Source organism: Micromonospora globosa, assembly GCF_000717585.1.
GTDB classification, from domain to species: Bacteria; Actinomycetota; Actinomycetes; order Mycobacteriales; family Micromonosporaceae; genus Micromonospora; species Micromonospora aurantiaca.
The window spans coordinates 29,981-52,810 of sequence record NZ_JNZR01000005.1 but is presented as its reverse complement, the minus strand read 5'-3'; the positions used below and the strand labels follow the sequence as shown (position 1 = coordinate 52,810).

At 74.5% G+C, this 22,830-nt stretch carries 18 protein-coding genes; 13 read left to right on the top strand and 5 right to left on the bottom strand.

The window, feature by feature from the left end; translation table 11 throughout:
• Positions 1-7: 7 nt before the first annotated feature.
• The 5 genes from pgsA (at position 8) to pspM (ending at position 3,665) form a co-directional block, all read left to right on the top strand.
• On the top strand, positions 8-589 hold the full coding sequence (gene pgsA, locus IF06_RS0107485) for a CDP-diacylglycerol--glycerol-3-phosphate 3-phosphatidyltransferase (RefSeq protein ID WP_030269816.1): 582 nt from the start codon (positions 8-10) through the stop codon (positions 587-589).
• A 101-nt stretch (positions 590-690) separates the two neighbouring features.
• On the top strand, positions 691-1,248 hold the full coding sequence (locus IF06_RS0107480; RefSeq protein ID WP_030269814.1) for a CinA family protein: 558 nt from the start codon (positions 691-693) through the stop codon (positions 1,246-1,248).
• A 210-nt stretch (positions 1,249-1,458) separates the two neighbouring features.
• Positions 1,459-1,908 carry a helix-turn-helix domain-containing protein gene (locus IF06_RS0107475; protein ID WP_013284701.1) on the top strand — a complete coding sequence of 150 codons (450 nt, stop codon included), beginning with the start codon at positions 1,459-1,461 and terminating at the stop codon, positions 1,906-1,908.
• 127 nt (positions 1,909-2,035) lie between these two features.
• Positions 2,036-2,887, top strand: coding sequence for a PspA/IM30 family protein (locus IF06_RS0107470; RefSeq protein WP_013284702.1), 852 nt, complete (start codon positions 2,036-2,038; stop codon positions 2,885-2,887).
• A 16-nt stretch (positions 2,888-2,903) separates the two neighbouring features.
• Positions 2,904-3,665, top strand: a complete 762-nt coding sequence (gene pspM / locus IF06_RS0107465) for a phage shock envelope stress response protein PspM (RefSeq protein WP_013284703.1) — start codon at positions 2,904-2,906, stop codon at positions 3,663-3,665.
• A 491-nt stretch (positions 3,666-4,156) separates the two neighbouring features.
• Here pspM and IF06_RS0107455 read toward each other — a convergent pair whose 3' ends face one another.
• Entirely contained in the window at positions 4,157-7,816 is a 3,660-nt protein-coding gene (locus IF06_RS0107455) for a fibronectin type III domain-containing protein (protein ID WP_030269810.1), read from the bottom strand.
• 130 nt (positions 7,817-7,946) lie between these two features.
• Entirely contained in the window at positions 7,947-8,768 is an 822-nt protein-coding gene (locus tag IF06_RS0107450) for a DNA-formamidopyrimidine glycosylase family protein (protein WP_013284705.1), read from the bottom strand.
• 108 nt (positions 8,769-8,876) lie between these two features.
• On the opposite strand from IF06_RS0107450, the gene IF06_RS0107445 reads away from it, so the two are divergent.
• Positions 8,877-10,127 carry a hypothetical protein gene (locus IF06_RS0107445; RefSeq protein WP_030269808.1) on the top strand — a complete coding sequence of 417 codons (1,251 nt, stop codon included), beginning with the start codon at positions 8,877-8,879 and terminating at the stop codon, positions 10,125-10,127.
• 85 nt (positions 10,128-10,212) lie between these two features.
• On the opposite strand, the gene IF06_RS0107440 is transcribed toward IF06_RS0107445, so the two are convergent.
• The 3 genes from IF06_RS0107440 to IF06_RS0107430 are packed head-to-tail and all read right to left on the bottom strand — an operon-like array spanning position 10,213 to position 15,834.
• Entirely contained in the window at positions 10,213-11,031 is an 819-nt protein-coding gene (locus IF06_RS0107440) for an SAM hydrolase/SAM-dependent halogenase family protein (RefSeq protein WP_030269806.1), read from the bottom strand.
• On the bottom strand, positions 11,028-11,171 hold the full coding sequence (locus IF06_RS33875) for a hypothetical protein (protein ID WP_198039648.1): 144 nt from the start codon (positions 11,169-11,171) through the stop codon (positions 11,028-11,030). The genes IF06_RS0107440 and IF06_RS33875 overlap by 4 nt, the downstream gene beginning before the upstream one ends.
• A gap of 40 nt (positions 11,172-11,211) precedes the next feature.
• Complete coding sequence (locus IF06_RS0107430) at positions 11,212-15,834, bottom strand: DEAD/DEAH box helicase (RefSeq protein WP_030269804.1); 4,623 nt, start codon at positions 15,832-15,834, stop codon at positions 11,212-11,214.
• Between the two features lie 261 nt (positions 15,835-16,095).
• Between IF06_RS0107430 and IF06_RS0107425 the strand changes: the two genes are divergently transcribed.
• From IF06_RS0107425 to mnhG, 7 genes are all read left to right on the top strand, one after another.
• Positions 16,096-16,419: a hypothetical protein gene (locus tag IF06_RS0107425; RefSeq protein WP_030269802.1), complete on the top strand. Its 324-nt coding sequence runs from the start codon at positions 16,096-16,098 to the stop codon at positions 16,417-16,419.
• Between the two features lie 245 nt (positions 16,420-16,664).
• Positions 16,665-19,499, top strand: coding sequence for a Na+/H+ antiporter subunit A (locus tag IF06_RS0107420; protein WP_013284711.1), 2,835 nt, complete (start codon positions 16,665-16,667; stop codon positions 19,497-19,499).
• Positions 19,496-19,978 carry a Na(+)/H(+) antiporter subunit C gene (locus IF06_RS0107415; protein ID WP_013284712.1) on the top strand — a complete coding sequence of 161 codons (483 nt, stop codon included), beginning with the start codon at positions 19,496-19,498 and terminating at the stop codon, positions 19,976-19,978. The genes IF06_RS0107420 and IF06_RS0107415 overlap by 4 nt, the downstream gene beginning before the upstream one ends.
• Positions 19,975-21,480 (top strand): Na+/H+ antiporter subunit D, encoded by a 1,506-nt coding sequence (locus IF06_RS0107410; RefSeq protein ID WP_030269800.1) that lies wholly within the window; start codon positions 19,975-19,977, stop codon positions 21,478-21,480. Before IF06_RS0107415 ends, IF06_RS0107410 begins: the two co-directional genes overlap by 4 nt.
• The gene (locus tag IF06_RS0107405; protein ID WP_030269798.1) at positions 21,477-22,127 is read left to right on the top strand and encodes a Na+/H+ antiporter subunit E; all 651 of its coding nucleotides are present in this window, start codon (positions 21,477-21,479) and stop codon (positions 22,125-22,127) included. Before IF06_RS0107410 ends, IF06_RS0107405 begins: the two co-directional genes overlap by 4 nt.
• A complete protein-coding gene (locus IF06_RS0107400) occupies positions 22,124-22,387 on the top strand; it encodes a monovalent cation/H+ antiporter complex subunit F (RefSeq protein WP_013284715.1) in 264 nt (87 codons plus the stop codon). The genes IF06_RS0107405 and IF06_RS0107400 overlap by 4 nt, the downstream gene beginning before the upstream one ends.
• A complete protein-coding gene (gene mnhG, locus IF06_RS0107395) occupies positions 22,384-22,713 on the top strand; it encodes a monovalent cation/H(+) antiporter subunit G (RefSeq protein ID WP_013284716.1) in 330 nt (109 codons plus the stop codon). The genes IF06_RS0107400 and mnhG overlap by 4 nt, the downstream gene beginning before the upstream one ends.
• Positions 22,714-22,830 lie beyond the last annotated feature (117 nt).

Sequence of the window (22,830 nt, the reverse complement as noted above, 5' to 3'; positions counted from 1 at the left end):
GCGGGACATGACGGGAGCGGAGTCGACGGCGGCTGCCCCCGTACCGCTGCTCAACGCGGCGAACCTGCTCACCGGCGCGCGCCTGGTACTGGTGCCGGTCTTCGTGGCCACCGTGATCGCCTCCGGCATGAGCAACGCGGGCTGGCGGACGGCCGCCTGCGTGATCTTCGTGGTGGCCTCCGCGACCGACCTGGTCGACGGCTGGATCGCCCGCCGGTACGAACTGGTCACCTCGCTCGGCAAGGTGGCCGACCCGATCGCCGACAAGGCGCTCACCGGCGCCGCCCTGGTGCTGCTCTCCTTCTACGACCGGCTGCCCTGGTGGGTGACCGTGGTGATCCTGGTCCGCGAGCTGGGCATCACCGGGCTGCGCTTCTGGGTGATCCGGCACGGGGTGATCGCCGCCAGTCGTGGTGGCAAGGTCAAGACCGCGCTGCAGATCCTGGCCATCACCTGGTATCTCTGGCCGATGCCGGAGGCGCTCGCCGCGATCGGGCCGTGGATCATGGGGGCGGCCGTCGTGGTCACAGTGGTCACCGGGTTCGACTACATCGCCCAGGCGTTGCGACTGCGCCGCCCGGCCCGTTGAGCCGGTCAGCGGGTCCGTCGGCCCGGACGGCGGGTCAGTCGGTCCGGGGCGAGGGTCCGTCGGCCCGGACGGCGGACGAGTAAGCCGGCGTGGGGCGGGAAATGGGGGCGGGCATGGACACCGACGCGAGAGACCAGCGGCCCGCCGGCAGCCCGGCGGCCGCCGTGGTGCACCGCCTGCACGAGTGCGGCGAGACGCTGGCCACCGTCGAGTCGCTGACCGGCGGCCTGCTCGCCGCCGCGATCGTGGAGATCGCCGGGGTCAGCTCCATCTACCGGGGCGGCATGGTGGTCTACGCCACCGAACTCAAGGCGACGCTCGCCGGCGTACCGGAGGACCTGCTGGCCGACCGCGGCCCGGTCGACCCGGACGTGGCGGCCGCGCTGGCCGAGGGCGGACGGCAGCGCTGCGGCGCCGACTGGGGCCTGGCCACCACCGGCGTGGCCGGTCCGGAGCCGCAGGACGACAAGCCCGTCGGCCTGGTCTACGTGGCGGTCGCCGGACCGGACGGCACCGAGGTGCGCCGGCTCGACCTCAAGGGCGGCCGCGACCACATCCGCTCGGCTGCCGTGATCGAGGCGCTGCGGCTGCTCGCCGACCGCATCGAACTCCCCGCCGACGCCGACGCCGCCGAGGCGGCGGGGGCGGGCCGCCGGTGAGCCCGCGCGGCGCCGACACGCCCGGCGGCGGGATCGCCGGACCTGTCGATCCGCCCGGATTTTCAGAGGCGGGGTGGGATGTCGTCGTGGCGACCAACGGGTACGGTTGCGGGAAGGCTCCGGCGGTCGCCGTCGGCGCCGGGGCGGTCCGCCGCGTCCGGCGCGACGTGTTCCGGCCGGAGATGGTGGTCCCGTTCAGGGGGAGGTGCGATGGTCCTGCTACGCCGGGTGATCGGTGACGCGCTGCGAGCACGCAGGCAAGGGCAGCACCGCACCCTCCGCGAGGTCTCCTCCGCCGCCAACGTCAGCCTCGGCTACCTCTCCGAGATCGAACGCGGCCAGAAGGAACCCTCCAGCGAGCTGCTGGCCGCGATCTGCGACGCGCTCGGCGCCCGCCTGTCCGAGCTGCTGCGCGAGGTGAGCGACACGGTCGCCCTGGCCGAGCAGATGCCCGGCGTGCTGGTGCCGGTGACCGACGAGCGGGTCGAGCCGGCTCCGGTGGGCCCGTCCGCCGTGCGCAAGGCCACCAACCGCGGTGTCCGGCAGGTCACCTCCGACGGCGGGGTCGCCGTCCAGGTCCGGCAGGACTCGCCGCTCAAGGCCACGCTGCGCAGCACCCGCGTACGCCCCGCCGAGCGGGATGTGGTCTGCGCCGCCTGACCCCGGCTGTCACGTCGTGGGCAGTGCTGGCGTTCGCGTCGTACTGTTGATCAGGAGCGTACGGGTGCCGGAGTGGCGTCCGGCTGGGACGATGTAGGCGCGACGCTACTGAGGGGACGAGGCGGAGATGGCGAACCCGTTCGTCAAGGGTTGGAAGTACCTGATGGCGCTCTTCGGCGCGAAGATCGACGAGCACGCCGATCCGAAGGTGCAGATCCAGCAGGCCGTCGAGGAGGCGCAGCGCCAGCACCAGGCGCTGGTGCAGCAGGCGGCAGCGGTGATCGGCAACCAGCGCCAGCTGGAGATGAAGCTGTCCCGGCAGATGACCGAGGTGGAACAGCTCCAGGGCAACGCGCGGCAGGCGCTGGCGGTGGCCGACCAGGCGCGGGGCCGGGGCGACGAGGCCGAGGCCGGGCGCTACGAGCAGACCGCCCAGATGCTGGCCACCCAGCTGGTCTCCGCGGAGCAGGCGCTGGAAGACCTCAAGACGCTGCACGACCAGGCGCTCGGCGCGGCCGCACAGGCCCGCAAGGCGGTCGAGAACAACTCGATGATCCTCCAGCAGAAGCTGGCCGAGCGCACCAAGCTGCTCAGCCAGCTGGAGCAGGCCAAGATGCAGGAGAGCGTGGCCCGCTCGCTGGAGTCGATGTCGTCGCTCACCGCGCCCGCCAACACCCCCTCGCTGGACGAGGTCCGTGACCGGATCGAACGCCGCTACGCCACCGCGATGGGCCGGGCCGAGCTGGCCGGCAACTCGGTCGAGGGCCGGATGCTGGAGATCCAGAAGGCCACGCTCGACTCGGCCGGATCGGCGAGACTGGAGCAGATCCGGTCGAGCATGGCCGGCGAGCAGCTCGGCAGCCGGTCCGAGACCCCCGCCGTGGGGCAGCCGGCCGATCCGGCAGCCGCAGCCCGTCTCGACGAGATCCGGGCCAGCATGAGCCGGGAACGCGGCACCGGGGAGACCACGACCGGCTGACGGAGGGGCGGACACGATGGCGGACGAACGGGCCCGGCACTTCCGCAGGCTGCGCAGGCTACGCAACTCGGCGCGGCGGTGGAGCGTGCTGGCCGGAGGGCTCGGCGGCGCCGCCGCGGTGCTGACCCCGTACGCCGGACTGGGTCTGGCGGACGCGGCCTGGGCCGGCGCCGCGGGCAGCGCGATCGCGGTGGCCGCCTGGCGCTGGGTCGACCACCGTGCGCTGGCCGCCGTGCCGCCACCGCCCGCCCTCGACCCGGCGGAGGCCGCCGCCCGCTCCCGCGCCCGGCTGGTCGCCGCCGTCGAGCGGCTGCCCGTCGGCCCGGGCGTCGTGGCCGAGGTACGCCGGGTCCGCTCCCGCCTCGCGCTGCGCGGCACCGCCGCGGCCGAGCCGTGGGCCCGGCTGGACCGGGCCGCGCTCACCCTGGCCGGGCTGGCCGGACGGCTGACCGGACTGGCCGAGCCGGCGGTCCGGGAGGCGGCCGAAGCCGATCGTTCACTGCGTGAGCTGGCGACCCGGGTGGCGAGCGTGGAACGCGCGGCGAAGCTGACCCCGCAGAGCACGCTGAACGAGGTGCACGCCACGCTGGTGGCCCAGTTGGAGGACGGGGTGGCCGCGTACGAGCGGCTGGTGGTGGCCGCCGCCGGTTACGTGGCCGAGGACGCCCGTCCGAACACCGAGCACCCGGCCGCCGCGCGGCTGACCGAGGCCACCGACCTGCTGCACGGCGTAGCCTCCGCCCTGGCCGAACTCCGCACCCCTCTCCGCGCCCCCTGACAGTTCCCCTCCCCGCCCCGCCCCTCCCGCCCCGGTCTCCCCGTTGATCAAGGAGTTTGTGTCCTCCCCGCAGCCGGATCCCGACACAAACCCCTTGATCACCGTCCAAGCGCGGCGCCCGACCAGCGCGATCGATCATGAGGTTGACGGCGGTTTCGATCTCCATTTCGGCCGTCAACTTCATGATCGCCGGGCTCCGGCACTCCGGGGCGGCGTTCCGCCCGGCGCCCCTGCCCTCTCGCGCCCCGGGCTTGCCGGTCCTCCCGTCATCCGCGCCACCCACCCCACCCGCGCCGCTCACTCCGGTGATCAAGGAGTTTGTGTCCTGATGCGCGCCTGATCCGGACACAAACTCCTTGATCACGGGGGAGGGAGGGAGGGGGCGGCGGGCGGGTGACCCACGGGCTCGATCATGAAGTTGGCGGTGGTGTTGATCTCTGAAACTGCCGCTAACTTCATGATCAACGCTCGGCAGGCGCATGGGGGCGAGGTCAGGTGGGGGTTGTGGTTCGGGCTGGGGGGGTCCAGGGGGACGTGCCTACGACGTTTGTCGCTCGTACCCGGTAGTGGTAGGTCATGCCTCGGGCCAGGCCGGTGTTGGTGAAGCCTCGGCCGGTCACGTGGAACGTCGCCGGTTCACGGGTGAAGGCGGCGTCGGTGGCGCGCTGCACGACGAAACCGGCGCCCGGTCCGGCCGGCGTCGGCGCCGACCAGGTCACCGTCACGCTGGCGGTGTCCGGCCCGGAGACGCTCGCGGTGACGCTCACGCCGGTGGGCGCGACCGGCCGGGCCGGTGTGGTCACGGTGGCCACAGTCGACCAGGGTGAGGCGGCGCCCAGGTACGTCGTGCGTACCCGGTAGTAGTACGTGGTGTCCGGCGCGACGGCCGGGTCCACGTGGGACTCGCCCACGGCGATGGCCGTGGTGCCCGGACCGCTGGTGAACGTCGGGTTCGTGGCCCGCTGCACGTCCACGCCTGTGGCGAAGGAGTGGTTGGCCCAGCGCAGCGCCACCCGCAGCGGCCCCGTCGGCGGCAGCACCGCTGTCACCCGGGTCGGCGCGGACAGGTGCACCGCCGCCGGTACGGCGTTGGACCAGGACGAGCAGCTCACCGCGTTCTCGGCACGGATCCGGTAGTGGTAGGTGACGCCGGGCGTGACTGTGGCGTCGGTGTACCGGGTGGCGGTGGCGGCCACCGTGATCTCGGTCAGGCCGGTGGTGAAGGTGCTGTCGGTGGCGCGTTGCAGCCGGTGGCTCGTCGGTACGGGACGGCTGCCGTTGCCGGTCCAGGTCAGCGCGATGGCGGGGAGCGCGGTGGCGCTGCCGGGTGCCGGGGTGGCGGTGAGGCCGGTCGGCGCCTTGGGTGCCACGCGCACCACCAGCGGCCGGCTCATGCCCTGGTCGCGCAGTCCGGCCGAGCGGGTCTGCCAGCGGTACTCCCAGCCGAGGTTGACGAGCTGGTTGACCACGACCGCGGGGCGGCCGTCGACCGGGCTGACCGGGCCGGCGTCCAGCCGTGCGCCGGCCGGGCGGGTCGGGTCGAGCAGCCGTACGCTGTCGCCGATCTTGAACGGCAGGGCTGGTGGGACGGGACGCAGCGCCACCACGACGTCCTCCCGGGGGTTGACCCGGACGGTGTCCTTCCAGCCCAGCTCGCCCGGGTCGGGCGCGCGGACCGTGCCGTCCCAGCCGACCCGGTTGACGAGCTGTACGTCGCAGCCCTCGATGTGGACGGGATGAGTACGCGGGGCGTCCCCGACGATCCGCCAGAGCTGGGTGCCGTCGCCGGGCGCGCCGACCGCCACCGCCGGGTCGGTGGCGTGCAGCACCTCGGTGGCCGGGTCGGCCGGTCCCAGCGGCAGCGTGGCCGGGGCGAGCGGCCCGGCGACCGGGTGGCCGACGCCGAGCCGTCCCACCGCGCGGCCGTGCCGGGCCTCGAACACCTGCCCGACCGACTTCACGGCCAGCGGCAACGTGACCGGGGCGGTCGCGCCCGCCGGGGTGAACGTGACCGAGGTGGCCCGCGCGGGAACCAGCGTCGGGCGCGGGGTGGAGGTGCCGATCGCGGTGTCGTACGCGGGTTGCGGCACGATCGGCGGCGGCTGGCTGCGGGCGTACGCCCCGGGTAGCCGCTCGGCGAGCCTCCGCGTGTCGTACGGCTGCGCGGGGGTGCCGGTGACCCGGATCTGGAGCAGCGTACGGGTGTTCGGGCCGTACCCGGGGCGGGTCGGCGGCAGACCACCGGCGGCGGTCCGGTCGGGTGCCCCGGTGTGGTGGTCGTAGCGGGGGTCGAACCGGGGCAGCGGCGCGGGGCAGTCGTTGTAGAGGATGAGCGTGCTGCCCGGCGGCACAGTGGAGAAGTCCACCACCACGTCAGCCCGTTCGCCGGGGGCGAGCAGCAGCGCGTGCCCGTCCACGTTGAGCACTGTCGGGTCCTGCCTGTCGTACCGGTAGTCCACCGGCCGGTTGGTCAGCACCACGGGGGCGGGGAGCAGGCCGCCCTCGTTGCCGATCTGGATCATCTCGGGTCCGGCGGCGGCCGGGTCGGGCACGCCGCCGTCGCGTCCGTCCGCGGGCCAGTACGCGGGCCGGCCGGGCGCGCGTACCGCCTCGACCATCGGCACCTCACCGGCGTCCGGGTCGGCCGGGCTGCCGTCCTCGGCCCACATCGGCGCGTCGGAGGCGGCCCGGTAGAGCTGGAGGTTGAGCGCGCGGTCCGCGCAGGCGTTGAGGATCCGGAACCGGTACGCCCGCGGCGCGACCTCCAGGTACGGGTAGGCGACGCCGTTGACGAGCGGAGTGTCGCCGTACGCGTCGGGGACCGCCGACGGGTGCGGCACGCCCGGTACCAGCGGCGGCTCGTCCGGGTCGGTGTCGGGGTCGTGGTGCGGGTTCGGCACCGGGGCGACCCACGGGCTGGCGCCGCCGTCCGGGTCGTGGGTCCACGGCCCGTAGTCCCAGCGCCCGGTCGGGTTGGTGCCGGTGAGCCGGTACGGGTTCTGCCGCGGCTGGTAGACGTGCGGGTGCCACAGGCTGCCCTTGGCGCCCCAGCGGTCCCGGTCCCAGGTGGGGTCCTGGGCGGCGAGCTGCGCGTCGTCGGGTACGAACGTCTTGTCCTCGATCACCAGCGGGAGCTGGTCGGCGGGCAGCACGCCGTCGTCGACGAGCCGTTCCTCGGCCGGGTCGGTGAGCAGGTAGAGCGCGATCTGCCCGGAGTAGACGGTGAGCCGGGACAGGCCGAGCGTGTTGTCGTGCAGCCACATGAGCCGGCCGCTCTGGTCGTTCGGGAAGTACAGCGTGGTGGCGCCCGCGCCGGGCGGCGGCATGTCCGGCACCGGCGTCACACCCACACCCGTCGGGTACGGGGTGATCTCGCCGGCCGGGGTCACCCACTGCCACGGGTTGCCGGCGCTGATCCAGCCGGTCTGCGCGCCGGACAGGTGCGGTACGGCGCGGTTCTGCGGGTACGGGGCGGGACCGTCGAGCGGCCCGGCTCCGGCGCCGTCGACCGTCTCGTCCACGGGCAGGAACAGCTCGCCGGCCCGTCCGGTGGGGAGCTGGTTGATGAACTTGATCCGTACCGGGCGGCCCCGCCGGGCCACGATCATCGGGCCGAGGTGCCAGGGGCGGTCGGGCGGGCCGACAGTGTTGTGCCCGGAGGCGTCGGTGCCCAGGTTGAGCTGGCGGTAGCCGCGCAGCCGGGTGGCGGGCAGGTCGCGGTGCAGGCGCTGCGCGTACTCCTGGAGGCCGATCTCGTAGTAGTCGCAGCCCGGCCAGGTGATGGTGTCCGGGACGGCGACGGGCAGGCGGGCGCCGAGCCCGGCGGTGGCCGGCTGCCCGGGCAGCGGCAGCGGGTCGGCGAACTTGCGGATGCCGGTGCCGGGTACCGGGCGGCCGTCCGGGTCGAGCGTGGGCAGCGGGCTGGCGGCGGTGTTCGGCACCGGGCCGAACAGGCGCGGGACGGCGGCCGGGTCCAGGCTTGCAGGCGCCGGGCCGCCGCCGGGTTCCTCGTCACTGCCGCGAGCGGCCGGAACGGCGGGCGCGACGGAACCGGGCGGCGTCGGGTCACCGGTGGGCGCGGTCTCCTCGGCGATGGCGACGACGGCGGCGCGGTCCGGGCGTCCGGGCCGGCTGCGGCGGAACAGCACCATGGCTCTCCCCGGGGTCGGGGCGCGCCGGCCGACACCCCGGCGTGGCGGGCGTACGCGCTGCTGACGATCCGTGAGCGGTCCACCGCAGCATGCGACGTCACAGGGGTGAGGCGGAAGTACCCAATCGTCCCTATCTCGGCCGATCTTGGGCGTTTCGTGGAAGTTCCACGCCGGGTTGGCAGGCCGGACACCAGTAGGTGACCCGTTCGCCCAGTTCCTCCTTGCGAATGGCCGTCCCGCAGCGGCGGCACGGCTGCGCCCGCCTGCCGTAGACGTAGCTGGTCCCGCCCCGGTGCAGCACTCCTGTGGTGCTCTGCGTCCAGCGGCCCCGGTTGGCCGCGAGCAGCCGCTGGGCCAGCGCGACGGTGCCGGTCAGGTCCGGCACTGCGCCCACCGGCGTCCACGGCGACACGCCGCGCAGGAACAGCACCTCGCACTTGTAGAGGTTGCCCACCCCGGCCAGGTTGCGCTGGTCGAGCAGCGCCTCACCGATTGTGCGGTCCGGGTCGGCCGCGAGCCGGCGGACCGCCTCGTCGGCGTCCCAGTCCGGGCCGAGCAGGTCCGGGCCGAGGTGGCCGACGAGCGACTCCTCCTCGGCCGTCGGCACCAGCGCCAGCTCGTGCAGGTGGTAGCCGACGGCGACAGCGGCGGGGGAGCGCAGCACCACCCGGATCAGGTGCGCGGGCCGTCCGCTCCAGCGCTCACCCGGGGCGTACGCCCGCCAGGCGCCGTCCATCCGCAGATGCGAGTGCAGTGTCCACGGCTCGGCGTCGGTGCGGGTGAGGCGCAGCAGCAGGTGTTTGCCCCGGCTGGCCGACTCGCGCACGGTCCAGCCGGTCAGGTCGGTGGTGGCGAGTTGCGGCACGCGGAAGTCGGACCCGGTGAGCCGGGCCCCGGCGAGCGCGCGTTGCAGGACGCGTGCGGTGTTCCAGACGGTGTCGCCTTCGGGCACCCGGCCATTGTCCCCCGGCCGAGCAGAATTCGCATGTGTCGCTATTTGTACTGAGGTTCCACTTGATCTGCGGAAACGCCACGATCAGGGGGTTCTGAGGAGATGCCCATGGCATATACACGACGTCGTACCGTCGTCGCCCTGACCGCCCTGCTCACCGTGGCCGCCGGACTGCCCGGCACGCCCGCGTCGGCCGCGCCCCCGCCCACCGCCGTACCGGCCCGCGCCGCCGCGCCCGGCCCCGAACGCTGGTCCGTCGACCTCGCCGTCGCCGGCGGCGACGACGTCAACGTCGCCTGGCGGTCCGGCCGCCTGCGGCTCGCCGACCCCCGGCCCAACGCCCGCACCCGCCCGGCCGCCGTCGGCGGACCGGTCGCCGAGGGCATCCTGCTGTCCGCGCCGCGCACCCTGGACCGGCCCGCGACCCGGGTACGCGCGCAGTTCGCCGCCCGCACCGGCGACGGGGGTACGGCGGTGGCACAGGTACGCGGCTGGCGTGGCCGAGGCTGGACCGAGTGGCGCGACGCCACCGAGGCGGTGTTCGACGCACCGGTCAGCCGGGTGCAGGCGCGCGTCGTGCTGACCACCAGCGGCAGCGCGTCGGAGGCCACCGTCACCGGCCTGACCCTGGCCGCCGACAAGGTCGCCACCACGGCGGTCCAGCCGGCCGCCGCGCTCAAGTACCGGGTGTACGCGACCCGGATCGGCCTGGTCGGCGGCATCACCGCCAATGGGCACACGGTGCGTACCCGGGACCACTTCGCGGCGCTGCCCACCCGGCGCGGCCTGTCCCCGCGCAACACCGGCGACTACACCGTCAAGGTCTGCACGACGAACGGCAGCCGCTGCGAGTACGCCCCGGTGTGGGACGTCGGCCCGTGGAACACCCGCGACGACTGGTGGAACCCGGCGTCGATCAGGGAGAACTGGAAGGACCTGCCGCGCGGGCTGCCCGAGGCGCAGGCGGCGTACCAGAACGGCTACAACGGCGGGCGCGACCAGTTCGGCCGTACCGTCCGCAACCCGGCCGGGCTGGACCTGGCCGACGGGACGTTCTGGGACGGGCTGCGGCTCACCGACAACGCGTGGGTGGACGTGACGCTGCTGTGGACCGGCGGCGGGGCGCGGGCGGTGGTCGGTTCCGGGCCGCTGAACCTGCGGGCCGGGGCGAGCACCTCCTACGCGAGCCGGGGCCTGGCCGCCACGTACGCCCACGTGCCGGTGCAGTGCTACGTGACCGGGCAGCGGATCGCCGGCACGTACCGCACGACGACGAGGTGGTACCGCCTGGTGGGCGGCAACTACGTCAGCCACGCGTACCTGTCCTCGATCTACGGCGGCACAGTCCCCCGCTGCTGACGCCCCCGTCCCCGTCCGTCCCCGCCCGTCCCCGCTCTCCTCCGCGATCTTGCAGTTTCGGCCCTGCCCCGGGGGCATTCGCCCGTTATGCCGGGGCATCAACTGCAAGATCGCGGGGGAGACGGGTGATGGTGACCAGGGCGCCTGGGGTGGCTCGGAGGGTGTCGGCGGCTCGGCCGGTGTTCACCGCTATCGCGACCTGGGCGCCGGAGTCGACGTAGACCACCAGGGCGCCGGGTTCCGCGTCGCCGAAGGTACGGCCGTGGACCGCCTCGTGGCCGTTCACCAGCACCCGGGACGGCAGGCCGTCGAGCAGCGTGCCCGGCGCGGCGAGCTGGACGTTGCCGAAGTGGTCGACGGTCAGCACCTCCGCGCTGAAGCCGCCGGGCTCGGCGCGTACCACCGGTTCCGGCAGCCGGACCAGCGTGCCCGGGTCCACTGCCGGTCCCGCCTCGGCCGGCGGCGCGCCGAGCGCCAGCCGGGCGGCCACCGGCGCGAACACGTCCCGCCCGTGGAACGTGCGGGAGACGACCGGGCCGAGCCAGTCCGGGTTGGTCAGCTCCACCGCCTCGGTCACTCCGCCGAGCGCCTCCGCGGCCGGGACCAGCAGCCCGTTGTCCGGCCCGACCAGCAGTCCGCCGGGCGCGGCGAGCGCGATCCCGCGCCGCGTCGTGCCGACGCCCGGGTCGACCACCGCCACGTGCACGCCCCACGGCAGGTACGGCACCGTCTGCGCGAGTACCGCCGCGCCCCGGCGTACGTCGGCCGGTGGCACCAGGTGCGTCACGTCGATCACCCGGACGGCCGGGGCGAGCCGGGCCAGCACGCCGTGGCACGCCGCCACGAACCCGTCGGACAGCCCGTAGTCGGTGGTCAGCGAGACACACCGCGGGGTGTCGTTCACGTGTTGCCCGCCCCGCTGAGGTGCCGCGCCAGGCGCAGCTCGTGGACCACCACGATCGGTCCGCCCCACTCCCGCTCGTGCCGCGCCGTCAGCGCGGCGCGGTCCCCGTCGCGCGCCTGGCGTACCCGGATCGAGGCCACCGGCCCACCCTACGTGCCCGCTCCCCGTAACGCCGGGCGGTCAGCCGCGCAGACGCAGCCCGCGCGGGGTGGCGCGGAAACCGGCGGCGGTCAGCGCGTCGCGCAGCGGGGACGCGTGCACGGCCTCGCCGTCGGCGCGTTCCACCGAGATCGCGCCGAGCGCACCGGAGTGCACCGCGTCGGCGAGCGCCTTGCCGGCCGCGGCGAGCGTGTCGGTGTCGTCGGTGAACGACAGGATCGTCCGGCCGCCCCGCTCCACGTAGAGCACCAGGTCACCGCCGACGAGCGCGACAAGCGCTCCCGCCTTGCGCCCGGCCCGGTGGCCGGTGGCCGGTGCCGCGCCGTCGCCGGAGTCGACCACGCGCTCCGGCCAGGGCAGCGCCGCGCCGTACGGGTTCGCCGGGTCGGTGGCCGCGAGCACGACTGTCGGACCGCCCCGGCCCTGGGTGTCGTCGGCGAGCGCGCGGATGCGGTCCACCGCGCCGGGCACCGCGAACTGCGCCGCGCCGAGCCCTTCGACGAAGTAGCCGCGCCGGGCCGCCCCGCGTTCCTCCATCGCGGACAGCACCGGGTAGACCCCGGCGAAGCCGCCGGTGACCTGCTCGGCCACGACCGCGCCCCGGGTCACCACGCCGTGCCGTTCCAGCAGCAGGTCGGCGAGGGCGGCGGCGCGGCGGGTGGGGTCGAGGTCGCGTCCGGGCAGCCGGGACCAGCGGCCGGCCATCGTGGGCGGACCGCCCCGGCTGGGCAGCGCCACCCGGCCCGGACGGCGGTAGCGGGTGCGCGGCGCCGACGGCCGGGACCGGTGTGCCCCGCCGGCGCCGAGCGCGGCGCGCAGCGGCGCGAGCGTGTCGTTGGTGAGGTGACCGGCCCACACCAGATCCCACACCGCGCCCGACAGGGCGGCGTCGTCTGTGGCGCCGACCCGGTCGGACAGCGAGCGGAAGAACAACGCCTGCCCGTCGGCGAGCGCGTCGAGCACCGACTCGTGCAGCGGGGTCAGCGTCAGTGCCTCGTCCGGCGGCGGGAGCAGCAGCGGCGCCACGTCGGCGTACGCGAGCGTCACCCACCCGTCGCCGCCGGAGATCGCGCCCGCGCCGGCCCACACCACCTCGCCGCCGGCGCACAGCTCGTCGAGCTGGGCGGGGGAGTAGTCGGCGACCCGGGCCGGGAGCACCAGGCGTTCCAGCGCGGACGCGGGCACGCTCACGCCCTGCAACTGCTCGACGGTGGCGGCGACCGCCTCGACGCCCCGCGCCGACGAGCCGACCTGCTGCCAGCGGGGCAGGAACGCGGCGAGCGCGCGCGGCGGCACCGGCTCGATCTCCCGGCGCAGGGCCGCGAGCGAGCGACGGCGCAGCATGCGCAGCACCTCGGCGTCGCACCACTGGGTGCCCACACTGTCCGGAGCGAACTCGCCGGAGACCACCCGGCCGCCCGAGGCGAGCCGCCGCAGCGCCTGCTCCACCACGAACACGCCGAGCCCGAACCGGGCCGCGCAGGTGGCGGCCGCGAACGGGCCGTGCGTGCGGGCGTACCGGGCGACCAGGTCGGCGAGCGGATCGGCCACCGGCGCGAGGTACGCCTCGGCGACCCCGACGGGCAGCGCCACCCCGAGCGCGTCGCGCAGCCGGGCGGCGTCCTCGACGACCACCCAGCGGTCCTCGCCGGCGATGCGGACCCGCAGCACCCGCCGGGCCGCCGCCAGCTCGTCGGTCCAGGACTCCGGGACTCCCCGCTCGGCCAGCTCGGTGCTGCTCAGGTCACCGACCACGCGCAGCAGCTCGACCACGTCCTCCGGGTCGCGGGGACGTCGCTGCTCGGTGAGCCAGCGCAGTTGGCGCGCGGTCTCGGCGAGCACCTCCGGGTCGAGCAGCTCCCGCAGGTCGACCCGGCCGAGCAGCTCGCCGAGCAGGCCGGAGTCGAGCGCCAGCGCGGCGGCCCGCCGCTCGGCCAGCGGGGCGTCGCCCTCGTAGAGGAACGCGCCGACGTACCCGAACAGCAGCGACCTGGCGAACGGCGACGGGCGCTCGGACTCCACCTCGACCAGGCGTACCTTGCGGGCGGCCAGGTCGCGCATCAGCTCGCCGAGGGCGGGCTGGTCGAAGACGTCCTGGAGGCACTCGCGGGCGGCTTCCAGCGTGACCGGGAAGTCGGCGTACTCGCGGGCCACGTCGAGCAGTTGCGCGGCGCGCTGGCGTTGCTGCCACAGCGGCTGCCGCCGCCGGGGGTCACGCCGGGGCAGCAGCAGCGACCGGGCCGCGCACTCGCGGAACCGGGACGCGAACAGCGCCGACGTGCCCACCGACTCCTCGACGAGCTGGGCGATCTCGTCCGGCTCGAACACGACAACGTCGGCGCCGGGCGGCGTCTCCGCGGTGTCCGGCAGGCGCACCACGATGCCGTCGTCGGAGGGCATGACCTGGGCGTCCACGCCGTACCGCTCGGCCAGCCGGCGACCGATCGCCAGCGCCCACGGCCCGTTGACCCGCGCGCCGAGCACCGAGTGAACGGCGAGCCGCCAGTCGCCCAGCTCGTCGCGGAACCGTTCGACCACCACCGTCCGGTCGTCCGGCAGCGACCGGGTGGCGGCCTTCTGCTCGCGCAGGTAGTTCATCAGGTTGCCGGCGGCCCAGTCGTCGAGCCCGCCGGCCCGCAGCGCCGCCACCGCGTCGGTGTCGGACTGCCGCAGCAGAGCCCGGACCCGGGCGCCGATCGCCCGCCCCAGCTCGACCGGGCGGCCGAGCTGGTCGCCCTTCCAGAACGGCATCCGGGCCGCCTGACCGGGCGCGGGGGAGACGAGCACCCGGTCGGGGGTGATCTCCTCGATCCGCCAGGAGGACGAGCCGAGCAGGAACACGTCGCCCACCCGGGATTCGTAGACCATCTCCTCGTCCAGCTCACCGACCCGCGCGGCCCGCTCCGCGCCGGCCAGGAACACGCCGAACAGGCCCCGGTCGGGGATGGTGCCGCCGCTGGTCACGGCGAGCCGCTGGGCGCCGGGCCGGCCGGTCAGGACGTCGGTGGCGCGGTCCCAGACCAGGCGGGGCCGCAGCTCGGCGAACGCGGTGGACGGATAACGCCCGGAGAGCATGTCGAGCACCGCGTGCAGCGCCGAGTCGGGCAGCTCCGCGAACGGCGCCGCCCGCCGGACCAGCACGGCCAGGTCGCCGAGCCGCCACGGCTCCAGCGCCACCATCGCCACGATCTGCTGGGCCAGCACGTCCAGCGGGTTGCGCGGGTAGTGCAGCTCCTCGATCGCCCCGGCGCCCATCCGCTCGGCCACCACAGTGCAGGAGAGCAGATCGCCCCGGTGCTTGGGGAAGACGACGCCGCGCGAGACCGCGCCGACCTGGTGCCCGGCCCGGCCGACCCGTTGCAGCCCGGCCGCCACGCTCGGCGGCGCCTCGATCTGCACCACCAGGTCGACAGCGCCCATGTCGATGCCCAGCTCCAGGCTGGACGTGGCGACCACGGCGGGCAGCCGGCCGGACTTGAGCGCCTCCTCGATCTGCTTGCGCTCCTCCCGGGACACGCTGCCGTGGTGCGCCCGCGCGATCACCGCCGGCGCCCCGGCCGCCGCGCCGGACTGCGCCATCACCTCCGCCGGCTGCCGAGGCGCACGCACCGGCCCGGCGCCGTCGCCGGCCGGCGGGCCGTCGGCGCCGGGCAGCAGATCGGATACGCGCACCGGCTCCCCGCCCCGGGCCACGCGGCTGCCCTCCGGGGCGGACGCCGCCTCGACCTCCTCGGCGGCCAGCTCGTTGAGGCGGGCGCAGAGGCGTTCGGCGCTGCGCCGGGAGTTGGTGAACACGATCGTGGACCGGTGCGCGCGGATCAGCGCGAACACGCGTTCCTCGACCGCCGGCCAGATCGAGGGGCGGCGGGGCGCGAGGCCGCCGAGATCGTCCTCGGGTGGCTCCTGCTCGTCGAGGCGCGTCATGTCCTCCACCGGAACCTGGACGCTGACCTCGATGGTCTTGTTGGACGGCGGCTGCACCACGTCGACCGGGCGTGCGCCGCCGAGGAAGCGGGCGCACACGTCGATCGGCCGGACGGTGGCGGACAGTCCGATCCGTTGCGCGGGCCGCTCCAGCAGCGCGTCGAGCCGTTCCAGGGACAGCGCCAGGTGCGCGCCGCGCTTGGTGCCGGCCACCGCGTGCACCTCGTCCACGATGACCGTGTCGACGCCGCGCAGTGAGTCGCGGGCGGCGGAGGTGAGCAGCAGGAACAGCGACTCGGGTGTGGTGATGAGGATGTCCGGCGGGGTACGGGCGAAGGCCCGGCGCTCGTCGGCCGGGGTGTCGCCGGTCCGCATGCCGACGGTGATGTCCGGCGGGACCAGGCCGAGCCGGGAGGCGGCCTGGCGGATGCCGGTGAGCGGGGCGCGCAGGTTGCGTTCCACGTCGACGGCGAGTGCCTTGAGCGGGCTGACGTAGAGCACCCGGCAGCGGCGCCGGGGATCGGCCGGCGGCGGCTCCTTGGCGAGCCGGTCGAGCGACCAGAGGAACGCCGCGAGCGTCTTGCCGGAGCCGGTCGGCGCGACGACGAGCGCGTTGCGGGCGGCGGCGACCGAGCGCCAGGCGCCCTCCTGGGCCGGGGTGGGCGCGGCGAAGGCCGCGGTGAACCACTCCCGGGTCGCCGCGCCGAAATCCGCCAGCACCCCGCCTGACCCGCCCGACCCGCCCGACCTGCCTGACCCGCCCGACCTGCCTGACCCGCCTGACGGGGTCACCTCGTCCGCCACGCTCCCATCCTGCCGCGCGGGTGTGACATCCGGCCCGCCGCCGGACCGTTCCGTCCCGCCCGCAGCAGCCCAAGAATGGAATGGGCGATTATTCCGTTAAGTCTTACTTAACTGCTTGCTTGTGGGCTGCAACATAAAGTAACTTCACTCGCGATGCGGCGTGGGGTGGAGGCGTGGATGACCGTCGAGGACCGAGGTCTGGGTTCCGGAACCGACGTGCTCATCCGCAAGGTCGACAGTCGACTGGCCGCGCTCCGCGCCGCGCTGCACGGTCCCGATCTGGAGCTGGCCGAGGAGCTGGCCGCGCGGCTGCGCGAGATGATCCTCGCGACCGCCCGGTCGAGTGCCGCCGACCGCGCCCGGGTCCGGGCCGCTGTGCACTACTTCGTCCAGCGCCGGGAGAGCCGGGACGCCCGGCTGCCGCTGCGCTCCCTGGTCGCCGCCCAGCGCGCGGTAGACCGCGCCGCCCGCCAGCTGGCCACCCCCAACCCCACCCCCTGACCCCACCCCTCCCACCGCCCCTCCTCACCCCCACCGCTCCGGTGATCAAGGAGTTCGCGGTGGGTTCCGGCGCGGTTCCGGACACGAACTCCTTGATCACCGGGCGACGGGGCGGGCGCACGTCGGGTGGGCCGGTGAGGTGAGGGTGGGTTTTGGGGAAAACCGCCCGGTTCGGTGCCTCTGTGGCGTGTGATCGGTTGTGACACCAGCGTGTTCGCGCGCTGTCACCTCGACCGGGAGTACGCGTGCTCGTCCTGCTGATCGTGCACCTGGTGGCGGCGCTGCTCGCCCCGCTGCTGGTCCGCCGGTGGGGTCCGCGCGCCTGCCTGATGCTGGCGCTCGCCCCGGCCGCCACAGCGGTCTGGGCGGCGGCGCACACAGGGGCGGTACGCGACGGCGGCGCGGTGGTCGAGACGTACCCCTGGATCTCGCAGCTCCAGCTCGACGTGGCGCTGCGCGTCACGACGCTGTCCTGGCTGATGCTGCTGCTCGTCGGCGGCGTCGGCGCGCTGGTGCTGGTCTACTCCGCCCGCTACTTCCCGCCCGGGTCCACCGGGCTGGCCCGCTTCGCCGCCGTCATGGTCGCCTTCGCCGGGGCGATGCTCGGCCTCGTCGTCTCCGACGACCTGCTGCTGCTCTACGTGTTCTGGGAACTGACCACCGTCTTCTCGTACCTGCTCATCGGGCACGGCACCGAGCGCCGGTCCAGCCGGTGGGCCGCCGCGCAGGCGCTGACAGTGACGACGCTGGGCGGGCTGGCAATGCTCGTCGGGTTCCTGCTGCTCGGCCACCACGCCGGGGGCTACCGGTGGTCGGCGGTGGCGGCGGCGCCGCTGCCCGGCGGCGGGTACCTGGTCGTCGCCGTGCTGCTGATCCTCGCCGGGGCGCTGGCGAAGTCCGCGGTGTTCCCGTTCAACGCCTGGCTGCCGGTGGCGATGGCCGCCCCGACGCCGGTGAGCGCGTACCTGCACGCGGCGGCGATGGTGAAGGCCGGCATCTTCCTCATCGGACTGCTCGGCCCGGTGCTCGCCCCGGTCGACGGGTGGCGGCCGGTCACAGTGGTCGCCGGACTGGTCACGCTCGTCATCGGCGGCTGGGCGGCGCTGCGGCAGACCGACCTGAAGCTGCTGCTGGCGTACGGGACGGTCAGCCAGCTCGGCCTGCTCACAGTGGTGTTCGGCGCGGGCACCCCGAAGGCGGCGCTGGCCGGGGTGGCGATGCTGGCGGCACACGCCCTGTTCAAGGCGGCACTGTTCCTGGTCGTCGGCATCCTCGACCACGAGGCCGGCACCCGTGACCTGCGGGAGCTGTCTGGGGTCAGGCGGACCGCGCCGGTGCTGGCCGTCGTCGCCACGCTGGCCGCCGCCTCGATGGCCGGGGTGCCGCCGCTGCTCGGGTTCGTCGGGAAGGAGGCGGCGCTTGCCGCGTTCACCGGTGATCCGCTGGTGCTGACCGTGCTGGTGGTGGGCAGCGCGCTCACCGTCGCGTACAGCATCCGGTTCCTCTGGGGCGCGTTCGGCACCCGGCCCGGCACGCCGGACACCGAGCTGGCCCGCCCACCCGCCGCGATGCTCGTACCCCCGGCGCTGCTCGCCGTGGCCGGGCTCGCCGCCGGTCCGGCGGCCGGGTGGCTGAGCGGCCTGTTCGAGCCGTACGCCGAGCTGTTCGGACCGGTCGAGGAGCACCTGGCGCTCTGGCACGGACCCACGGCGGCGCTCGGCCTGTCCGCCCTCGTGCTGGCCGGCGGTGTGGTGCTGCACCTGGTCCGCGGCCCGCTGGCGCCCGCGCTGGCCCGGCTGCGCTCGCCGGTGGGCGGCAACCAGGGGTACGAGTGGGTGACGCACGCCTTCGACCGGCTCGCCATCGAGGTCACCGGCGCCACCCAGCGCGGCTCGCTGCCGCAGTACCTCGGCACGGTGCTGCTCGTGCTGGTGTTCGTGCCGGGCGGGGCGATGATCGCCACCACGCCGTGGCGGGTCGACCTGGCGCCCTGGGACAACCCGGCCCAGCTCGTGGTCTGCGTGGTGATCGCGGTCGCCGCGCTGCTCGCGGTCGGCGCGCGCCGCCGGCTCACCGCGATGCTGCTCGTCGGCGTGACCGGCTACGGCACCGCGATGATGTTCGTCCTCTACGGCGCGCCGGACGTGGCACTGACCCAGTTCCTGGTGGAGACCGCGACGATCGCCGTGTTCGTGCTGGTGCTGCGGCGGCTGCCGGAGCGGTTCTCGGCGCGGCCGCTGCGCCGCAGCCGCTGGGTCCGGCGCGGCATCGGGATCGCCGCCGGTGTGGTGATGGCCGGTCTGGCGCTGGCCGCGGCCGGGGCACGGCGGGCGCCGTCGATCTCTGCCGACTTCCCGGACCTGGCCTTGATCGAGGGGTACGGCCGCAACGTCGTGAACGTGACGCTCGTCGACATCCGGGCCTGGGACACGATGGGGGAGATCTCGGTGCTCGTGGTGACCGCGACCGGCGTGGCCAGCCTGATCTACGAGCGTTCCCGCACCGGGCCACGGCCCCGCCGTCCCCCACCGGCCGCGTTGCGCGCCGGGGACCGGCGCACGGTGTGGCTGCGCGGCGGGCAGACGCTGCCGGAACGGCGGCGCTCGATCGTGTTCGAGGTGGTCACCCGGCTGATCTTCCACACCGTCCTGATCTTCTCGCTGTTCCTGCTCTTCTCCGGGCACAACGCCCCCGGCGGCGGCTTCTCCGGCGGGCTCGTCGCCGGCCTCGCGCTGGCCCTGCGCTACCTGGCCGGCGGCCGGTACGAGCTGGCCGAGGCGGCGCCGGTCGGGGCCGGCACCGTGCTCGGCGCGGGCCTGGGCATCTCGGTCGGCAGCGGCGTGCTCGGCCTGGCGCTCACCGGTGAGGTGCTCCAGAGCGTCAAGGTCAACCTGTGGCTGCCGGTGGTCGGCGACTTCTACCTGGTCACGTCGCTGTTCTTCGACATCGGCGTGTACCTGGTGGTGGTCGGGCTGGTGCTCGACATCCTGCGGAGCCTGGGCGCCGAGGTGGACCGGCACGTGGAGGCGGCGGGCGAGGCGGGGCGCAGGTTGGTCGTCCAGCGCGAGGGTCAGTCATGACGCGCGGCGCGGCCGGGCCGACGCTGGTGCTGGTGCTGGCGGTCGGGGTGCTCGTCGCCGCCGGTGTCACGCTGCTGCTGGAACGCAGCCTGACCCGGATCCTGCTCGGCATCATCCTGCTCGGCAACGGCGTGAACCTGCTCATCCTGCTCGGCGGGCGGTCCGGCGCCGCCCCGCTCGTCGGTTCCACCTCGCAGGGCGAGATGAGCGACGCGCTGCCGCAGGCCATGGTGCTCACCGCCGTGGTGATCACGTTCGGGCTGACCGCGTTCCTGCTGGCTGTCGCCTACCGGAGCTGGTACACCAGCGGCGACGACGAGGTGCAGGACGACCTGGAGGACCGGCAGATCGTCCGGCTCGCCGAGAGCAACGAGGTGTCCACGGCCGACCTCGGCGGCGAGGGCCCGGACGAGGACCCGGAACAGGTCGACCCGGAGCCGGCGCGCCGCCGGCTGCACCGGGACGGTGAGAAACCATGAGTGCCCTCGTCCCGCTGCCGGTGGTGGTGCCGCTGCTCGGCGCGGCGCTCACCCTCCTGCTGTCCGGCCGCGCCCGCCTGCAGCGGTCGATCAGCGTGCTCTGCCTGTCCAGCGTCCTGGTGGTGGCGGCGGTGCTGCTGGTGCAGGCGTACCGGTTCGGGCCGGTGGTGGTGCAGGTGGGCGGCTGGCCGGCGCCGGTGGGCATCGTGCTGGTGGCGGACCAGCTGGCGGCGCTGATGGTGCTCGTCTCCTCGGCGGTGACGCTGTGCGTGCTGCTCTACTCGATCGGCCAGGGCCGGGGGGAGACCGGGGAGACCGCGCCGGTGAGCATCTTCCACCCCACGTACCTGGTGCTGACCGCGGGCGTGACGAACGCCTTCCTGGCCGGGGACCTGTTCAACCTGTTCGTCGGCTTCGAGATCCTGCTGGCCGCGAGCTTCGTGCTGATCACGCTGGGCGGCACCGAGGTGCGGTTGCGGACCGGATCGACGTACGTGGTGGTCAGCATCCTGTCGTCGCTGCTGTTCCTGTCCGCCGTGGGGCTGGTGTACGCGGCCACCGGCACGCTGAACATGGCGCAGCTCGCCGGCCGGCTGGACGCGCTGCCGTCCGGCGTACGCCTGACCCTGCAACTGACGCTGCTGCTCGCGTTCGGGATCAAGGCGGCCGTGTTCCCGCTGTCGGCGTGGCTGCCGGACAGCTACCCGACCGCGCCCGCCCCGGTGACGGCGGTCTTCGCCGGCCTGCTCACCAAGGTCGGCGTGTACGCGATCATCCGCACCGAGACGCTGCTGTTCCCCGGCGGCCAGGTCGCCACGCTGCTGATGGTGGTGGCCGGGCTGACCATGGTGGTCGGCATCCTCGGCGCGGTGGCCCAGTCGGACCTGAAGCGGCTGCTGTCCTTCACGCTCGTCAGCCACATCGGCTACATGATCTTCGGGGTGGCGCTGAGCAGCGTCGCCGGCCTGTCCGGGGCGATCTTCTACGTGGTGCACCACATCACCATCCAGACCACGCTGTTCCTGGTCGCCGGCCTGGTCGAGGAACGCGCCGGCAGCACCGACCTGCGCCGGATCGGCGGCCTGGCGCGGATCGCCCCGATGCTCGGCGTGCTCTTCTTCGTCCCCGCGATGAACCTCGCGGGCATCCCGCCGTTCTCCGGCTTCCTCGGCAAGCTCGGCCTGCTCCAGGCCGGCGTGGCCGCAGGCGGGACGCTGCCCGCCGTGCTGGTCGCGGCCGGCACGCTGACCAGCCTGCTCACGCTCTACGCGGCCTCCCGGGTGTGGAACATCGCGTTCTGGCGGGCGCCCCGGCTGGCCACCACCACCCCGCCGGCCCGGCTGCCCGGAATGATGGTCGGGGCCACCACCGCCCTGGTGGCGCTGGGCGTGCTGTTCACGCTGGCAGCCGGGCCGCTGTTCCAGGTCACCGCGGACGCGGCCACCGACCTGCGCGAGCGCACCCCGTACGTGCGGGCGGTCCTGCCCCGGGACGTGCCGTGACCGACGACCTGCCCCCGGGCGGAGGCGCGACCGGTGAGCCCGCCGGCGTACCCCGTGCGGTGCCCGCCCCGGACGCGCCGGTGCCGACCGTGGGGCGGGGCGGGCGGCGGCGGGACCAGGCGGTCGCGCTCGGCTGGCTGGTCGTCGCCTGGATGCTGCTGTGGGGCGACGTGTCCTGGGGCAACCTGGTCGCCGGCCTGGTGATCGGTGTGGCGGTGCTGCTGTTCTTCCCGCTGCCGCCGGTCACGTTCGGTGGCCGGGTACGCCCCCGCGCGCTGCTGGTGTTCGCTGCGACGTTCGTCGCGGAGCTGGTCAGCGCCAGCGTGCACGTAGCAGCCGTGGCGCTGCGCTTCGGCTACCGCCCGCGCGGCGCGATCATCGCGGTGCCGCTGCGCGTACGTACCGATCTCAACCTGGCGCTCACCGCCGAGGTGATCTCGCTGGTGCCGGGCACGCTGATCCTCGACGTCGACCGGGCCGCAGGCGTGCTCTACGTGCACGTGCTCGACGTACGCGGACCCGACGACCTGGCCGAGAGCCGCCAGCGCGTGCTCGCCGTCGAACGGCGCATCGTCCGCGCCATCGGATCTCCCGACGAGGTACGCCGGCTCGACCTCGAACCCGCCGAACGGAGGAACCATCCGTGACAGTCCTGCTCGCCGTCGCGTTGACCGTGCTGCTCTCGGCCACCGCGCTGCTCGCCCTGGCCCGGATCTACCGCGGCCCGTCCCTGCTCGACCGGGTCGTCGGCGCCGACCTGCTGCTGTCGGCGATGCTCGCCGCGGTGGGGGCGGAGGCCGCTGTGAACCGGCACGCCACCACGCTGCCCGTGCTGGTGGTGCTCTCGCTGCTCGGCTTCATCGGTTCGGTGTCGCTGGTGCGCTTCGCGGTCCGGGCTGAAGCATGAGCGCCGTCGCGGACTGGGTCGGTGGGGTGCTGCTGCTGGTCGGGGCGGTGCTGGCCCTGGTCGCCGGCATCGGGCTGGTGCGCTTCCCGGACGTGCTGGACCGGATGCACGCGGCCACCAAGCCGCAGGTGCTGGGCGTCCTGCTGCTGCTGGCCGGGCTGGCGCTGCGTCTGCGTACCCCCTCGGATCTGGGCATGCTGGTCCTGGTGGCGATCTTCCAGCTCTCCACCGCGCCGGTGGCCGCGCAGATGATCGGACGGGCCGCGTACCGTTCCGGGCGGGTCGACCGGACGCTGCTGGACGCCGACGAGCTGGCCGGACGCTGAACCGGACGTGCGGGAGGCTTCCCGGCACCCTCAGCGAACGTCCAGCGGGTACCGATAAAATGGGCCGCATGATCGACTCTCCTGCCCCGGAGGGCAGCAGTAGCCGGCCGGGTAATA

Excerpts from the sequence above, each read along its gene's own strand:
- mnhG (WP_013284716.1), top strand. The coding sequence starts at position 22,384 with ATGAGCGCCGTCGCGGACTGGGTCGGTGGGGTGCTGCTGCTGGTCGGG.
- pspM (WP_013284703.1), top strand. The coding sequence starts at position 2,904 with ATGGCGGACGAACGGGCCCGGCACTTCCGCAGGCTGCGCAGGCTACGC.
- IF06_RS0107425 (WP_030269802.1), top strand. The coding sequence starts at position 16,096 with ATGACCGTCGAGGACCGAGGTCTGGGTTCCGGAACCGACGTGCTCATC.
- IF06_RS0107445 (WP_030269808.1), top strand. The coding sequence starts at position 8,877 with ATGGCATATACACGACGTCGTACCGTCGTCGCCCTGACCGCCCTGCTC.
- IF06_RS0107415 (WP_013284712.1), top strand. The coding sequence starts at position 19,496 with ATGACGCGCGGCGCGGCCGGGCCGACGCTGGTGCTGGTGCTGGCGGTC.
- IF06_RS0107410 (WP_030269800.1), top strand. The coding sequence starts at position 19,975 with ATGAGTGCCCTCGTCCCGCTGCCGGTGGTGGTGCCGCTGCTCGGCGCG.
- IF06_RS0107470 (WP_013284702.1), top strand. The coding sequence starts at position 2,036 with ATGGCGAACCCGTTCGTCAAGGGTTGGAAGTACCTGATGGCGCTCTTC.
- IF06_RS0107480 (WP_030269814.1), top strand. The coding sequence starts at position 691 with ATGGGGGCGGGCATGGACACCGACGCGAGAGACCAGCGGCCCGCCGGC.
- IF06_RS0107455 (WP_030269810.1), bottom strand. The coding sequence starts at position 7,816 with ATGGTGCTGTTCCGCCGCAGCCGGCCCGGACGCCCGGACCGCGCCGCC.
- IF06_RS0107475 (WP_013284701.1), top strand. The coding sequence starts at position 1,459 with ATGGTCCTGCTACGCCGGGTGATCGGTGACGCGCTGCGAGCACGCAGG.
- pgsA (WP_030269816.1), top strand. The coding sequence starts at position 8 with ATGACGGGAGCGGAGTCGACGGCGGCTGCCCCCGTACCGCTGCTCAAC.